General features: G+C 76.7%; 15 protein-coding genes. 6 read left to right on the top strand and 9 right to left on the bottom strand.

From position 1 onward, the window contains the following. Positions 1-217 precede the first annotated feature (217 nt). The 5 genes from GSF02_RS15170 to GSF02_RS15150 all read left to right on the top strand — a co-directional run bounded on the left by GSF02_RS15170 (position 218) and on the right by GSF02_RS15150 (position 4,728). On the top strand, positions 218-820 hold the full coding sequence (locus tag GSF02_RS15170) for a biotin transporter BioY (protein ID WP_159798007.1): 603 nt from the start codon (positions 218-220) through the stop codon (positions 818-820). A 72-nt stretch (positions 821-892) separates the two neighbouring features. Next, positions 893-1,720: an aldo/keto reductase gene (locus GSF02_RS15165; RefSeq protein WP_159798005.1), complete on the top strand. Its 828-nt coding sequence runs from the start codon at positions 893-895 to the stop codon at positions 1,718-1,720. A gap of 195 nt (positions 1,721-1,915) precedes the next feature. Beyond that, positions 1,916-3,193: a Glu/Leu/Phe/Val family dehydrogenase gene (locus tag GSF02_RS15160; protein WP_159798003.1), complete on the top strand. Its 1,278-nt coding sequence runs from the start codon at positions 1,916-1,918 to the stop codon at positions 3,191-3,193. A 146-nt stretch (positions 3,194-3,339) separates the two neighbouring features. Then, positions 3,340-4,242, top strand: a complete 903-nt coding sequence (locus GSF02_RS15155; RefSeq protein ID WP_201308953.1) for a putative protein N(5)-glutamine methyltransferase — start codon at positions 3,340-3,342, stop codon at positions 4,240-4,242. Between the two features lie 9 nt (positions 4,243-4,251). Next, positions 4,252-4,728 (top strand): TspO/MBR family protein, encoded by a 477-nt coding sequence (locus GSF02_RS15150; protein ID WP_159797999.1) that lies wholly within the window; start codon positions 4,252-4,254, stop codon positions 4,726-4,728. A 90-nt stretch (positions 4,729-4,818) separates the two neighbouring features. Here the strand turns inward: GSF02_RS15150 and hemQ are convergent, their stop codons facing one another. From hemQ to GSF02_RS15120, 6 genes are all read right to left on the bottom strand, one after another. Continuing rightward, positions 4,819-5,601: a hydrogen peroxide-dependent heme synthase gene (hemQ, locus tag GSF02_RS15145; protein ID WP_159797997.1), complete on the bottom strand. Its 783-nt coding sequence runs from the start codon at positions 5,599-5,601 to the stop codon at positions 4,819-4,821. After that, complete coding sequence (locus GSF02_RS15140; RefSeq protein WP_159797995.1) at positions 5,598-6,749, bottom strand: ferrochelatase; 1,152 nt, start codon at positions 6,747-6,749, stop codon at positions 5,598-5,600. Before GSF02_RS15140 ends, hemQ begins: the two co-directional genes overlap by 4 nt. A 111-nt stretch (positions 6,750-6,860) precedes the next feature. After that, complete coding sequence (locus GSF02_RS15135) at positions 6,861-9,155, bottom strand: exo-beta-d-1,3/1,6-glucosidase (RefSeq protein ID WP_235915612.1); 2,295 nt, start codon at positions 9,153-9,155, stop codon at positions 6,861-6,863. A gap of 97 nt (positions 9,156-9,252) precedes the next feature. Then, on the bottom strand, positions 9,253-10,443 hold the full coding sequence (locus GSF02_RS15130) for a glycerate kinase (protein WP_159797993.1): 1,191 nt from the start codon (positions 10,441-10,443) through the stop codon (positions 9,253-9,255). Between the two features lie 48 nt (positions 10,444-10,491). After that, positions 10,492-10,989: a MarR family winged helix-turn-helix transcriptional regulator gene (locus GSF02_RS15125; RefSeq protein WP_159797991.1), complete on the bottom strand. Its 498-nt coding sequence runs from the start codon at positions 10,987-10,989 to the stop codon at positions 10,492-10,494. A gap of 38 nt (positions 10,990-11,027) precedes the next feature. Further along, positions 11,028-11,789 carry an isoprenyl transferase gene (locus tag GSF02_RS15120; RefSeq protein WP_159797989.1) on the bottom strand — a complete coding sequence of 254 codons (762 nt, stop codon included), beginning with the start codon at positions 11,787-11,789 and terminating at the stop codon, positions 11,028-11,030. Positions 11,790-11,975: 186 nt separating this feature from the next. On the opposite strand from GSF02_RS15120, the gene trhA reads away from it, so the two are divergent. Continuing rightward, positions 11,976-12,737 carry a PAQR family membrane homeostasis protein TrhA gene (gene trhA / locus GSF02_RS15115; protein ID WP_408003905.1) on the top strand — a complete coding sequence of 254 codons (762 nt, stop codon included), beginning with the start codon at positions 11,976-11,978 and terminating at the stop codon, positions 12,735-12,737. Between the two features lie 52 nt (positions 12,738-12,789). Here the strand turns inward: trhA and GSF02_RS15110 are convergent, their stop codons facing one another. From GSF02_RS15110 to mca, 3 genes are read right to left on the bottom strand one after another with little or no spacing between them, the layout of a single operon-like run. Beyond that, positions 12,790-13,629, bottom strand: a complete 840-nt coding sequence (locus GSF02_RS15110) for a carbon-nitrogen hydrolase family protein (protein ID WP_159797987.1) — start codon at positions 13,627-13,629, stop codon at positions 12,790-12,792. Further along, positions 13,626-14,021: a hypothetical protein gene (locus GSF02_RS15105; RefSeq protein WP_159797985.1), complete on the bottom strand. Its 396-nt coding sequence runs from the start codon at positions 14,019-14,021 to the stop codon at positions 13,626-13,628. Before GSF02_RS15105 ends, GSF02_RS15110 begins: the two co-directional genes overlap by 4 nt. Continuing rightward, positions 14,018-14,899, bottom strand: coding sequence for a mycothiol conjugate amidase Mca (gene mca / locus GSF02_RS15100; RefSeq protein ID WP_159798013.1), 882 nt, complete (start codon positions 14,897-14,899; stop codon positions 14,018-14,020). The genes GSF02_RS15105 and mca overlap by 4 nt, the downstream gene beginning before the upstream one ends. Between the last annotated feature and the right edge of the window lie 47 nt (positions 14,900-14,946).

The following is a 14,946-nucleotide window of genomic DNA, read 5'->3' as shown; positions in this document are numbered from 1 at the left end:
CTCCGCACCCGCGGAGGCGACCACAACTCAAGTCTCGGCGAGCGGGGGCAGGTCTGGGGCGGGGTGGGGCGGCGCGGGTCGGAGGGATCCGACAACGCGCGGCGCCGCAGGTCGGCGGTCGACGCCAGCGGTTTGGCGGTTCCCCACAACGCGGCGCCCGCGACGCTGCGCCCGCGCACGGCCCGCCCGGGCCGCGGCCGCCCGTAGCGTCGGCGCCATGACGACCGCCCTGACCCTGCCCCCCCGCCCCGGCCTCGTGCTCGCCGACCTGCTGCCCGCCCGCGACCGCACCCGCGCCGTCGCCCGCGACGTCGCGCTCGTCGTCGGCCTCGCGGCCCTCACCGCCCTGGCCGCGCAGGTCCGCGTGCCGGTGCCCGGCCTGCCGGTGCCGGTCACCGGCCAGACCTTCGCGGTGCTGCTCGGCGCGGCCGCCCTCGGCCCGGCCCGCGGCGCCCTGGCGCAGGCGCTCTACCTGGCCGTCGGCGTCGTCGGGCTGCCCGTCTTCACCGGCGGGGCGTCCGGCTGGGAGGCCGTGGCGGGCGCGTCGGGCGGCTACCTCGTCGGCTTCGTGCTGGCCTCGCTCGTGGTCGGCCGCCTGGCCCGCCGCGGCGCCGACCGCCGGGTGCTGACCACCGTGGCCGCGTACGCCGCCGGCACCCTCGCCGTCTACGCCGTCGGCGTGCCGTGGCTCGCCGTCACCACGGGCGCGACGCCCGCCGCCGCCCTGTGGGCCGGCGCCGGGGTGTTCCTGGCCGGCGACGCGCTCAAGGCGCTGCTCGCGGGGGCGCTGCTGCCGGCCGCCTGGCGGCTCGCGCGCTGAGCCGCCCGCACCGCCGGCCGCACGGCGGGGCCCCTCGCGCGCCGCGCGGCGGGCCCCGCTAGCGTGCCCACCATGACCTCCGTCCCCACCCTCCCCCTGACCCACGGCGCGCAGATCCCCGCCATCGGCCTGGGCACCTGGCCGATGGACGACGCCGAGGCGGCGACCGCGGTGCGCACGGCGCTCGAGGCGGGCTACCGGCTCGTCGACACCGCCGAGAACTACGGCAACGAGACGGGCGTCGGGCGCGGCGTGCGGGACTCCGGCGTGCCGCGCGAGGACGTCTTCATCACCACCAAGCTCAACCGGCGCTGGCACAGCGTCGAGGGCGTGCGCACCGCGTGGGAGCACAGCGTGCGGCGCCTCGGCGTGGACTACCTCGACCTGTTCCTCATCCACTGGCCCAACCCGGACCAGGGCACGTACCCGCAGGCGTGGGAGGGGCTGGCGAGGCTGCTCGAGGAGGGCAGGGTCCGCGCGATCGGCACCTCGAACTTCAAGCCGGCGCACCTGGCGCGGATCATCGAGGCCACCGGCGTGGTGCCCGACGTCAACCAGATCAACCTCAACCCGTACGCCACCCGCGCCGCCAGCGTCGCCGCCGACGCCGAGCACGGCATCGTCACCGAGTCGTGGAGCCCCATCAAGCCGACGGCGATGCTCGCCGACCCCGTCGTGGCCGGGCTCGCCGAGCGGCACGGGCGCACGCCGGCCCAGGTGGTGCTGCGCTGGCACACCCAGCGCGGGTACGTGCCGATCCCGAAGTCGGCCTCCCCGCAGCGGCAGGCGGAGAACCTCGCGATCTTCGACTTCGTCCTGGCCGACGACGAGCTCGCCGCCCTCGACGCCCTCGACCGCGGCGAGGAGCACGTGACCGACTCGGACGAGTTCGGCCACTGAGCCGACCGCGCCGGGCCCCCGGCCGGGTGCACGGGCCTCCCGTCCCACCTGCCGGGACGCGGCGTCCCGGCCTGCGGCGGCGTCGACGGAGCGCCGCGGGCCTGGCAAGGTTGGGTGACGAGGCGCACATCCCGCGCCGCGCCACCTGCGCCGTCGGCGGACCCACGCCGCACGGCGCCGCTTGGAGGAACTCCTGTGACGACGCAGTCGATCACCGCCCCGACCCCGACCCACCAGTCGCCCCTGGCGACCGCCCACGCCCAGCTCGCCGGCGCCGTCGAGCACCTCGGCTACGACGACGGCATGCACGCGATGCTCGCCACGCCCCGCCGCGAGATCCACGTCGCGGTGCCGCTGCGCCGCGACGACGGTTCCACGGTGCTGTTCCACGGCTTCCGCGTGCAGCACAACGTCTCCCGGGGCCCCGGCAAGGGCGGCCTGCGCTTCCACCCGTCGGTCGACATCGACGAGGTGCGCGCGCTGGCGATGTGGATGACGTGGAAGTGCGCCATCGTCGACCTGCCGTACGGGGGCGCCAAGGGCGGCGTCGCCGTCGACCCGTCGCAGCACTCGGCCGCCGAGCTGGAGCGGGTGACCCGGCGCTACACGTCGGAGATCATGCCGATGATCGGCCCGGACACCGACATCATGGCGCCCGACATGGGCACCGACGAGCGCACCATGGCGTGGGTCATGGACACCTACTCGGTCAACCGCGGCTACACGATCCCGGCCGTCGTGACCGGCAAGCCGATCGCCGTGGGCGGGTCGCTGGGCCGCGGGACCGCCACCAGCGCCGGCATCGTGCACGTCACCGAGGCGGCGCTGCGCGAGGCGGGCGAGCAGCTCGAGGGCACCACCGTGGCCGTCCAGGGCTTCGGCAAGGTCGGCGGACACGCCGCGCAGATCTTCGCCCGGCGCGGCGCGCGCGTCGTCGCTGTCAGCGACCAGTACGGCGGCGTGCGCGCCGACGACGGTCTCGACGTCGCGCGGCTGCTGGAGCACGTGGCCGCCACCGGCTCGGTGGTCGGGTTCGACGGCGGCGACCCGGTGAGCAACGCCGAGCTGCTGGCCTCGGACGTGGACGTGCTCGTGCCCGCCGCGATCCAGGGCGTGCTCGACGCCGAGACCGCCCCCACCGTCCGCGCCCGGCTCGTGGTCGAGGGCGCCAACGGCCCCACCACCACCGAGGGCGACGCGATCCTCGCCAAGAACGGCATCACGGTGGTGCCCGACGTGCTCGCCAACGCCGGCGGCGTCGTGGTCAGCTACTTCGAGTGGGTGCAGGCCAACCAGGCCTACTGGTGGACGGCCGAGGAGATCGCGCAGAAGCTCGAGCACCGCATGGTCGCCGCCTACGACGACGTCGCGGGCCAGGCGCGCCGCGAGGGGCTGTCGCTGCGCGACGCGGCGCTGACGATCGGGGTCAAGCGGGTGGCCGAGGCGCACCAGATCCGCGGCCTGTACCCGTGACGGTCCCCCCGACGGCGACCTCGGCGGCGCCAGGCGCCCCCGCGGTCGGCGCCCCGGTCGGGGCCCCGCGGCGCCCGGCCCCGGTCCGGCCCCCCCCCCCGGCCCCCGGGGGGGCGCCGGCCGCCGCGGCGGCCGCGGCCCGGGTCGTGGCCCGGCTGCGCGCGGCCGGGTGCGTCTTCGCCGAGGACGAGGCTGCCCTGCTGCTGGAGGCCGCCGGCGACGACACCGCCGCGCTGGAGACGCTGGTCGCGCGGCGCGCGGCCGGCGAGCCGCTCGAGCACCTGCTCGGCTGGGTGGAGCTCGACGGCGAGCGCTGGGCCGTCGCGCCCGGGGTGTTCGTGCCGCGCCAGCGCTCGCTGCTGCTCGTCGCCGAGGCGGAGGCGATCGGCGCCGCGGCGCACGCACGGCGCGCCGACGGCGGCCCCGTGCTCGTCGACCTGTGCTGCGGCGCCGGGGTGCTCGGCGCGGTCGTCGCGCGGCGCCTGGCCCGCCGGGGCGTGCGCGCCGCGCTGCACGCCGCCGACGTCGACCCGGCCGCCACCGCCGTCGCCGCCCGCAACGTGGCGCCCTGGGCCGGCAGCGTGACCACCGGCGACCTGTACGCCGCGCTCCCGGCCGGCCTGCGCGGCCGCGTCGACGTGCTGCTGTGCCACGCGCCGTACGTGCCCACCGCGGCGATCGCGACCATGCCGCCCGAGGCGCGCGAGCACGAGCCGCGGGTCGCGCTCGACGGCGGCGCGGACGGGCTCGACGTCGTGCGCCGGGCGGTCGCCGGCGCGCCGGGCTGGCTGGCGCCGGGCGGGGCGCTGCTCTTCGAGGTCGGCGAGGGCCAGGTCGCCGCGGCCACGGCGGCCGTCGCGGCCGCGGGCCTCGCCCCGCGGGTGCTGCGCGACGACGAGGCGGGCGCGCTCGCCGTCGTCGGGACCGCGCCGGCGCCCGACGACGCGGACCGCGACGGCACGGACCTGGAACGCACCGAGGGCGACGGCACGGAGCACACCGACGGCGACGCGGCCGGCCGGCGCGCGGGCGGGGCCGCCCGCGCCTAGCGTGCGGGCATGGACACCCGGGACGTCGTCACCTCCGTCGCCCTGCCCGTCGCGGCCGCCGTCGCGGGCAGCGTGGCCTCCGCCCGCGGCACGCGCTCGGCCTGGTACCGCGAGCTGCGCAAGCCACCGATCCAGCCGCCCGCCGCGGCGTTCCCGGTCGTGTGGACAGGGCTGTACGCCTCGAGCATCGCCGCGTCGGTGGCGGCTCAGCGGGACATGCGCGGCGCGGAGAAGGCCTCCTACCGGCGCGCGCTGGCGGTCAACATGGCGCTCAACGCCGGCTGGTGCTGGACGTTCTTCGCGTTCCGGCGTCAGGGGACGGCGGTCGCCGTGGCCGGGGCGCTGGCGGCCAGCACCTGGGGGCTCGCCGCGCGCAGCGCCGCCGCCCGGCCCGCCGCCGGGGCGGCGCTGGTGCCCTACGCGGCGTGGACGACGTTCGCCGCCGTGCTCACCGAGTCGATCCGGCGCCGCAACCGCGACCGCTGACCGCCTGAGAGCGCCGAGACCCGGATTCTCGGGGGTGTCCGCGGTCGGATACCCCCGAGGATCCGGGTCTCGGCGTCAGGAGTGGCGGGGTCAGTCCGCCAGCGGCTGGTTCGCCGCCCAGGCGGCCAGCGTCACGCGCGGGCCGGTGAAGAACGGCACCTCCTCGCGCACGTGCCGGCGCGCCTCGGTGGCGCGCAGGTCGCGCATGAGGTCCACGATCCGGTGCAGCTCGTCGGCCTCGAACGCCAGCAGCCACTCGTAGTCGCTCAGGGCGAACGTGGCCATGGTGTTGGCCCGCACGTCCTTGTAGCCCGCCGCGGCCATGCCGTGGTCGCGCAGCATGACGCGGCGCTCGTCGTCGGCGAGCAGGTACCACTCGTAGGACCGCACGAACGGGTACACGCACAGGTAGTCGCGCGGCCGCTCGCCGGCGAGGAACGCCGGCACGTGCGCCTTGTTGAACTCCGCGGCGCGGTGCACGGCCACGACCGACCACACCGGCTCGAGCGCGGCGCCCAGGCTCGAGGCGCGCAGGCGGTGGTAGGCGCCCTGCACGGACTCCACCGTCGGGCCGTGCAGCCAGACCATGAGGTCGGCGTCGTGGCGCAGGCCGCCGACGTCGTAGGTCCCGCGCACGACGACGTCGCCGTCGGCGCGGGCCGGGTCGCGGTCGCCCTCGGGCTGGCCGCCCCACAGGGCGTCCTCGGCCTCGGCGACGACGCCGGCGCGCTCGGCCGCGTCGGCCGGCAGGGCCTGCGTCGTGGCAAACGTGGCGACCATCGCGTAGCGGATCGTCTCGTTCAGGCCGGTGGTGTCCACCTCGGCGCCGGTGTCGCCGTGGACGTGGACGGGGCGCTCGGCGTTCTCGCTCATCGGTACAGCTCCTGTCCGCAGAGGGCCGGCAGACCGCTGGGCTCGCCGTCGCGGCGCAGGCAGCAGTCGGGGGCGCAGACCGAGCGGAACGGCGGCAGCTCGCCGACCGTCGCCTCGGCGACCTCCTCGCCGCGGGCCATGGCGGCCCGCTCGAGCAGCAGGTCGACCAGGCCCTTGACGAAGGCCGGCCGGGTGCCGACGGTGCCGGCGCGCACGGCGGTCATGCCGAGCGTGGTGGCGGTCTCCATGGCCTCGGTGTCGAGGTCGTAGGCGACCTCCATGTGGTCCGAGACGAACCCGATCGGCGAGAGCACGACGTCGCGCACGCCCTCGGCCGCCAGGGCCTCGAGGTGGTCGTTGACGTCGGGCTCGAGCCACGGCTGGCTCGGCGGGCCCGAGCGCGAGCAGTAGGCGAGGTCCCAGGCCACGTCGTGGCCGAGCCGCTCGGAGACCTCGGCGGCGACGACCCGCGCCAGGTCCAGGTGCTGGGCGGAGTACGTGGCGTGCGAGACGCGCGACGCCGCCTCCATCGTGTCCGGGATGGAGTGCGTGACGAACACCAGGCGGGCCGCGGCGCCGTCGCCCCCCTTCGCCGCGAGCTCGGCGTAGCCGTCGAGCACCGCCTCGACGTTCGCCTGCGCGAAGCCGGGGTGGTTGAAGTACGAGCGGATCTTGTCGAACTGCACGGTCGTCGAGCCGCTCTCGTCGAGCTGGCCGCGCTTGTCCAGCACGACGGCGAGGTCCTCGCGGTACTGACGGCAGCCGGAGTAGCTCGAGTACGCCGAGGTCACCAGCGCCACGGCGCGCTGCGCGCCCATCGCCTCGAGCTCGTCGATCGCGTCCGCGGTGTACGGCTCCCAGTTGCGGTTGCCCCACACGATCGGCAGGTCGATCCCCCGCTCGGCCAGCTCCGCCTCGAGGGCGGCCTTGAGGGCGAGGTTCTGCTCGTTGATCGGCGAGCGACCGCCGAAGCCGTAGTAGTGCTCGCCGACCTCCTCCAGCCGGGCGTCGGGGATGCCCTTGCCCGCCGTCACGTTGCGGAGGAACGGCACGACGTCCTCCGGCTTGTTGGGGCCGCCGAAGGAGTACAGCAGCAGGGCGTCGTACGGGCGCACGTCGAGCGCCGGGGTGGTCGGGGTCGTCGGCATACCTGGAATCTTTCCACCCTCCCGGGGCCGGATCGGCCCGGATCCGGCCCCGGGGGACGTGACGTTATACCGACGCGCTGTCAGCACCGCCGCTGCTGGTCGGCGGGGCGCTCAGCCCTCGACGACGAACCGCGCCGAGAGCAGCTGCTCGGCCCGCGAGCTGGGGCCGACGCGCAGCTCGAACTGGCCGGGCTCGACCACGCGCCGGCCGGCGGCGTCGACGATCGTGCACGCGGCCACGGGCAGCTCGAGCGGCACCACGACCGCCTGGCCCGGGGCCACGTCGACCTGCCGGTAGGCCTTGAGCTCCTGGTCGGCCCAGCTGGCCGAGGTCACCAGGTCGCTGACGTACACCTGCACGGTCTCGCGGGCCGGCCGCGCGCCGGTGTTGCGCAGCGTCACCTCGGCGCGCACGACGCCGTCGGGCCCGTAGCCGTCCTGGAGCAGCCGAAGGTCGGCGTACTCCACGGTGGTGTAGCTCAGCCCCTCGCCGAACACGAAGGCCGGGCTCTGGGTGAGGTCGGCGTAGCGGGTGCCGTGCTGGCCGCGCACCTGGTTGTAGTAGGTGGGCTGCTGGCCGGCGTGCCGGGCGAAGGAGATCGGCAGGCGCCCGCTCGGCTCGACCAGCCCGAGCAGGAGCTCGGCGAGGGCCCGCCCGCCCTGCATGCCGGGGTTGGCCGCCCACACCAGGGCGGCGGCGTCCTCCACCGCCTTCGGCAGCACCAGCGGCTTGGAGGCCAGGAGCACCACGACCAGCGGCGTGCCGGTGGCCGCGAGCGCCTCGAGCAGCGCCACCTGCCCGCCGAGCAGCTCGAGCGTCGCGGTGGAGCGGCCCTCGCCGACCAGCTCGATGCGGTCGCCGACGACGGCGACGACGTAGTCGGCCGCGCGCGCCGCGGCGACGGCCTCGGCGATCTGCGCCTCGTCGGGCGCGGACGGCAGGCCGATCGGCGGGCGCGGCTGACCGTCGGGGAACGTGTCGCCCTCGGGGTCCGGGACGAGCTCGAGGATGTCGGCGCCGCGGGCGTGCGTGACGGTCCACGTCTCCGGCACGTGGGCGCGCAGCCCGTCGAGGACGGTGGTGATCATCTCGCGCGGCTGGCCGTCGGGGAGCCAGTCGGCCTGGCCGCTGTTGCCGGCCCAGTCGCCGAGCTGGGTCTGGGCGTCGTCGGCGAGCGGCCCGACGACGGCGACGGTGCGCGGCGCCGCGCCGGCGGGCGCGACGGCGCGCCCGGCGCCGGGGGCCTGCAGGCCCCCGGCCAGCGGCAGCGTGCCGTCGTTGCGCAGGAGCACCAGCGACCGGCGGGCGACCTCGAGGTTGAGCGCGGCGTGCGCGGCCGAGCCGATGACCGCCCGCTGGCGGGCGACGTCGGGGCGGCGGGGGTCCTCGAACAGGCCGAGCTCGAACTTCAGCGTGAGGATGCGCGCGACGGCGGCGTCGAGCTCCTTCTCGGCGAGCAGGCCGCGGGCGACGGCGTCGAGCGCCCCCTCGTAGAACTGCGGCGTGGTCATGACCATGTCGTTGCCGGCCTTGACGGCGGCCGCGGCCGCGTGGGTGTGGTCGGGCTGCACCTTCTGCTCCCAGACCATGCGCCCGACGTTGTCCCAGTCGGTCACGAGGGTGCCCGTGTAGCCCCACTCGCCGCGCAGCACCTCGTCGAGCAGCCACTCGTTGACGGTGATGGGCACCCCGTCCATGGTCTGGTAGCCGAGCATGAACGTGCGGCAGCCCTCCCGTGCCACCCGCTCGAACGGCGGCAGGAACCACGAGCGCAGCTTGCGCCGGGAGATGTCCGCCTCGCTGGCGTCGCGCCCGCCCTGCGTCTCGGAGTAGCCGGCGAAGTGCTTGGCCGTGGCGAGCACCGCGGTGGGGTCGGTGAGCCCGTCGCCCTGGTAGCCGCGCACCATGGCCGAGGCGAGCTCGCCGATGAGGTACGGGTCCTCGCCGAAGGTCTCGTCCACGCGGCCCCAGCGCAGGTCCCGCGCGATGCACAGCACCGGGGAGAACGTCCAGTGCACGCCGGTGGCGGCGGCCTCGACGGCGGTCGCGCGCGCCACCCGCTCGACGAGCGCCGGGTCCCAGCTCGCGGCCATGCCGAGCTGGGTCGGGAAGATCGTGGCACCGACCCAGAACGAGTGGCCGTGGATGGCGTCCTCGCCCACCAGCAGCGGGATGCGCAGGCGGGTGCGCTCCACCAGGTCGTGGGCGAGGCGCAGCTTCTCCGGCGAGGCGTGCAGGATCGAGCCCACGCGCGTGGCCAGCACGTGGGAGTCGACGTCGCCGCGGGCGTCGAGCTGCATCATCTGCCCGACCTTCTCCTCGAGCGTCATGCGCTCCAGCAGGTCGGCGACGCGGTCGGCGACCGGGAGGGTCGCGTCGAGGTAGGCGGGCTGGTCGGCGGTCACCGTCGGCTCCTTGGGGTGGGGGTGCGGGGGCGGGCACCAGAAAACTTACCGATCGGTCGGCGTATCGTCACCTCGCCCGGGCGACCCGCCGCCCGCGCTACGCCGCGCGGCCGGCCAGCGTCAGCGCGGTGACGTGCGCCGCCGTCTCCCGCAGCCGCTCGGCGGTGCGCCCCAGCAGCTCCTCGAGCGCGACCGGCCCCGGCGCGATGGAGAACGCCGCCGCGATGCCCGCGGCCCGCGCCTGCGCCGCGGGCAGCCGCACCTGCCCGGCCACGACGACGACCGGCGGGCGCGCCGGGGAGGCCGCCGCGAGCCGCGCGACGCCGTCGGCCACCTTGCCCCGCACCGACTGGGAGTCGAACGACCCCTCGCCGGTGAGGACGAGCGCCGCGTCGGCCAGCGCGGCGGGCAGCCCCACGGACTCGGCCACCAGGTCGGCCCCGCGCTCCAGCTCCGCGCCGAGCACGGCGACGAGCGCGGCGGGCACCCCGCCGGCCGCGCCGGCGCCCGGCAGGTCGTGGGTCCGCGCGCCGGTGGTCCGCTCGAGCAGGTCCGCCCACCGGCCGAGCGCGGCGTCCAGGGCGGCCACGTCCGCGGGCCCGGCGCCCTTCTGCGGGCCGAACACCGCCGCGGCCCCGAGCTCGCCGACGAGCGGGTTGGTCACGTCGACGGCGACGCGCCAGCGCACCTGGCGGGCGCGCGGGTGCAGCCCCGACAGGTCGAGCGCGGCGGCCCGCGCCAGCCCGGCGCCGCCGTCGGGGACGGGCGCGCCGGCGGCGTCGAGCACGCGCGCGCCGAGGCCCGCCAGCAGGCCCGCCCCGCCGTCGGTGGAGGCGGAGCCGCCCAGGCACACGAGCACCTCGGCGACCCCGGCGTCGAGCACCGCGGCGGCCAGCTCGCCGGTCCCCCGGGTGTGCGCGCCGAGCGGCCGCGGCGGCGCGTCGGCGACGCGCGGCAGGCCGCTGGCCTCGGCCAGCTCCACGACGCCGACCTTGCCGTCCGGCGACACGGCCCAGCGCGCCGTCGTCGGCCGGCCGATCGCGTCGACGGTCGCCACCTCGCGGGGGCCGGCGCCCCACACGCCCAGCAGCGCCTCGAGCGTGCCCTCGCCGCCGTCGGCCATCGGCAGGCAGGTGACGCGCGCGGCGGGGACGACGTCCCGCACGCCCGCGGCGAGCGCCTCGGCGACGGCGGCGGCGGGGAGGCTGCCCTTGAACGAGTCGGGGGCGACGACGACGTGCGGCGCGGCGCTGCGGTCCGGCGCGCTCCCTTGCGTGGTACCGGTCACGCCGCCGAGGATAACCAGCCGCGCGCGGCGGCGAGGTCAGCGGCGAGGTCAGGCGCGGCGCCGCCGGGGCGCCCGGTCCATCGCCGGGATGCCCGCCTGCGCGGCGCGCAGCGCCTCGAGCAGCCCGCGCAGCTGGGCCTGCTGCTCCTCGTCGAGGGCCTCGCCGACGTACCGGCCGATGGCGCGCACGTGCTCGGCCCCGGTCTCGCGCTGCAGCCGGCGGCCGAGGTCGGTGATCGTCACGAGCGTGCCGCGGGCGTCGTCGGCCGGCGTGGACCGGGTGACCAGCCCGCGCTTCTCCATCCGCTCGACCAGCCGGGACACCGACGACTGGGCCAGCAGGATGCCCTCCGTGAGCTCGCGCAGGCGCAGGGCCCCGCCGCCCTCGACGAGCACGAACAGCACGTCGTACTCGCGCAGCGAGACCTGGTCCCAGATGGGGTCGTCCTGCAGGCGGCGCAGCACCACCACCTGGGTGCGGAACAGCGCCTCCCACGTGGCCGCGGCGGTGCGCTCGGCGGCGCTGACGCGGTGGGCGTCGTCCATGCGGTCCTCCTGTCCGTCCTCGGCCCGTCCCCGGCGGCCTACCGCCCGAGGCGCCGCTCGCGGCGGGAGTAGTCGCGCAGGGCGCGTAGGAAGTCGACGCGCCGGAAGTCGGGCCAGTAGGCCTCGCAGAAGTACAGCTCCGAGTGCGCCGACTGCCACATGAGGAAGCCGCCGATCCGCTGCTCGCCCGACGTGCGGATGACGAGCTCGGGGTCGGGCTGCCCCTTGGTGTACAGGTGCTCGGCGATGTCCTCGACGTCGATGCGCTCGGCGAGCTCGGCGAGCGTGGCGCCGTGCCCGGCCTGCTCGCGCAGGTAGGAGCGCACGGCGTCGGCGATCTCGTGCCGCCCGCCGTAGCCGATCGCCACGTTCACCTCGAGCCCCTCGACGGCGGTCGTCGCCTGCTCGGCCTCGCGCAGCGCGGTGGCGAGCGGGGCGGGCAGCAGCTCGGGCCGGCCGACGACGCGCAGCCGCCAGCGCCCGGTCTCCGCCAGGCCGCGCACGGCGTCCTCGAGGATCTCCATGAGGTCGCCGAGCTCCTCGGCGGACCGCGCGAGGTTGTCGGTGGAGAGCATCCACAGCGTCACGACGTCGATGCCGACCTCCTCGGCCCAGCCGAGGAACTCGGTGATCTTGTCGGCGCCGCGGCGGTGGCCGGTGGCGGCGGGCTCGCCGAACGACTTCGCCCAGCGGCGGTTGCCGTCGAGGATGACGCCCACGTGGCGGGGCATCCGGTCCGGCAGCAGCGAGGCGGCCAGACGCCGCTCGTAGAGGCCGTAGAGCGGATGGGGCAGGCGCACGAGGGACACGCTACCGCCCGCCGCGGGCGTCACCCCCTGCTCGGCGGGCCGCGGCGCGCGACGTCGCACGATCTTCACAGGTCGCCCCTCGGCGTGCGACCGCCCCGGCGGCGCCGTAGGCTACGGTTGCGTAACCTACGCTTGCGTAGGTTACGCAAGCTGCACCCCGACGCCCCAGGAGACCCCGTGGCAGCAGCCGCACACCACCACCCCGACCTGCCCGACCCCGTCGACGTCGCCCGCTCCGCCGCCTCCGGCGCGCGCGAGGCGGCGCAGGAGGCCCGCTCCGCCGTCGTGCAGACCGTCAGCACCGCCGTCGCCGAGCTCAAGCCGCGCCTGCGCGGGTGGATCCACGCGGTGACCGCACCCCTGGCCCTGGCGGCCGGCATCGTGCTCGTGGTGCTCGCCCCGCCGGTGGCGGGCAAGGTCGCGGCCGGTGTCTTCGCGCTGACCGCCCTCCTGCTGTTCGCCACGAGCGCCGTCTACCACCGCGGCACGTGGTCGCCGCGCGCCGCCGCCGCGCTGCGGCGCATGGACCACTCGAACATCTTCCTCATCATCGCCGGCACGTACACGCCCCTGGCCGTGCTGCTGCTCGACCCGCGCACCGCGACGATCCTGCTGACCATCGTCTGGGTCGGCGCCGTCGTGGGGCTGCTGGCCCGCGTGCTGTGGATGGGCGCGCCCCGCTGGGTGTACGTGCCGGTGTACGTGGCGCTCGGCTGGGTGGCGGTGGCCTACATGGGCCAGTTCTGGGCCACCGGCGGGCCCGCGGTCGTCTGGCTCGTGGCGGGCGGCGGCCTGGCCTACACCCTCGGCGCCGTCGTCTACGGCACCAGGTTCCCCGACCCGTCGCCGCGCTGGTTCGGCTTCCACGAGGTCTTCCACGCCCTGACCGTGGTGGGCTTCACCTGCCACACGGTGGCGATCTTCCTCGCGGCCCTCTGACGCCGGGCGGTCGCGTCCGACGGGCACGCCGGGCGGGCGGGCCGGGCGCGCGTCAGGCGGGCACGACGCGGTAGCGGCGGTTCGCCAGCGACGGGTTGCGCACCCGCTCGGCGGCCAGCGGCCCCGGGTCGAGGTCGACCGTGCGCACGTCCGGCTCCTCGCCGAGCTCGAGGCCCACGACGCCGTCGGGCCCCACGAGCAGCGACCGCCCCGTGACGCCCTTGCCGGCCATCCCGACACCGACCACCACGGCGGTGTTCTCGATCGCCCGGGCGCGCAGCAGCGTGCGCCAGTGGTCGGCCTTGAGGGGCCCGGCCACCCACGCGGCGGGCACCAGCAGCACCTGCGCCCCGGCGTCGACCACGCGCCGCGCCGCCTCGGGGAAGCGCAGGTCGTAGCAGGTGAGCACGCCGAAGGTGAGGTCGCCGACGGCGAGCGTCAGCGGCGGCGCGTCGGCCGGGCCGGGCTCGAGCGTGTCGGACTCGCGCCCGCCGAACGCGTCGTACAGGTGCACCTTGCGGTACACGCCGGCGAGCTCCCCCGACGCCGCCACGGCGACGACGGCGTTGACCGCCCGCAGGCGGCCGCCCGGCTCGCCGTCGACGCCGGCCACCGGCGTCGTGCCGGGCAGCGTGGTGCCCGCGACGACGGCGAGGCCGTGGTCGCGGGCGAGCCGGCGCAGGTGCGTCACGAACGGCCCGTCGAGCGGCTCGGCGTGCTCGACGCCCACGCCCCGGCGGTCGTAGCCGGAGGCGTACTCGGGCAGCACCAGCAGGTCGGCCCCGGCGCGCGCGGCCGTGGCGGCGACGTCGGCGACGACCTCGCGGTTGGCGGCGTGGTCGTCGGAGACGGCCACCTGTGCCACCGTGACGCGGACCGGGGAGGTCGTCACCGCGCGGTCCCGCCGGCCGGCCCGCCGGGCCCGGAGGGGCCGTCGGCGGGGGCGCCCGGGCCCTCGCCGTCGCCCGCGGCTCCCCCGTCGCCCGCGGTCCCGCCGTCGCCCCCGGCCCCGCGGCCGCCGCCCTGCACGCGCTTCGGCTCGGCCACCGGCAGGCCCTGCACCTGGGCGTTGTGCGTGGTGCGGCGCAGGTGCCGCGTCAGGGACAGGAACAGCAGGATGGCCACGACGACGAGCGCGAACGTGGCGACGAACCCCTCGATGCCCGGGGTGACCTCGTAGTCCTCGAGCCGGTCGGCCGGGCTGGGGCTCGGCGACGGCGCGGCGGCGCCGACGCGCAGCGAGAGCTCCGTGGCCGCCCACGCGGCGGCGTGCAGCGCGCTCACCGGGCCGCCTCCGTCCCGCGGATGCCGGCGAACAGGTCGTCCTCGGGCAGCGTGGTCTCCACGCGCGAGGCGGCCAGCTCGTACTCCTCGGTGGGCCACACCTCGAGCTCGATCTCGCGCGGCACCGCGAAGAAGAAGCCCTCGGGGTCGATCTGCGACGCGTGCGCCCGCAGCGCGGCGTCGCGCTGCGGGAACCAGTCGGCCACGTGGATGCGCGTGGTCACCTCGCGCTCGGGGATCTCGCGCGCCTCGCGCGTCTCGATCCACGACCCGAACGGCGACTCCAGGCCACGCTCGGTGATCGCCTCGTGCACGGCCCGGATCCGCTCCATCGAGAAGCCGTGGTTGTAGTAGAGCTTGAGCGGCTCCCACGCGGGCGCTCCGCCCTCGACGACGTAGCGCTCCGGGTCGCCCGCCGCCTCCCACGCCTCCATGGTCACGGTGTGCGTGTAGATGTGGTCCGGGTGCGGGTAGCCGCCCGACGGGTCGTAGGTGGTGATGACGTGCGGGCGGAACCGGCGCACGGCCTCCACGAGCGGCGCCGCGGCCTCCTCGAGCGGCGTCAGCGCGAAGCAGCCCTCGGGCAGCGGCGGCAGCGGGTCCCCCTCGGGCAGGCCGGAGTCGACGAACCCCAGCCACTCCTGGCGCACGCCGAGCGCCGCCGCCGAGGCGGCCATCTCCAGCCGGCGCACCGCGCGCTTGCCCTCGATCGTGTCGAACTCGTGCCCCGCGGGCACCACGTACGACGGGTTGAGCACGTCCCCGCGCTCACCGCCCGTGCACGTGACGATCAGCACGTCGACGCCCTCGGCCGCGTACCGGGCGGTGGTCGCGGCCCCCTTGCTCGACTCGTCGTCGGGGTGGGCGTGCACGGCCATCAGGCGCAGCCGCTCGGGCGTGCCGGCTCCAGCGCTGGTCAAGTCAG

It is taken from the genome of Puerhibacterium puerhi, assembly GCF_009846865.1.
Taxonomy (GTDB): domain Bacteria; phylum Actinomycetota; class Actinomycetes; order Actinomycetales; family Cellulomonadaceae; genus Puerhibacterium; species Puerhibacterium puerhi.
The sequence above is the reverse complement of the archived record's forward strand: the minus strand, read 5'-3'. Positions and strand labels throughout refer to the sequence as shown.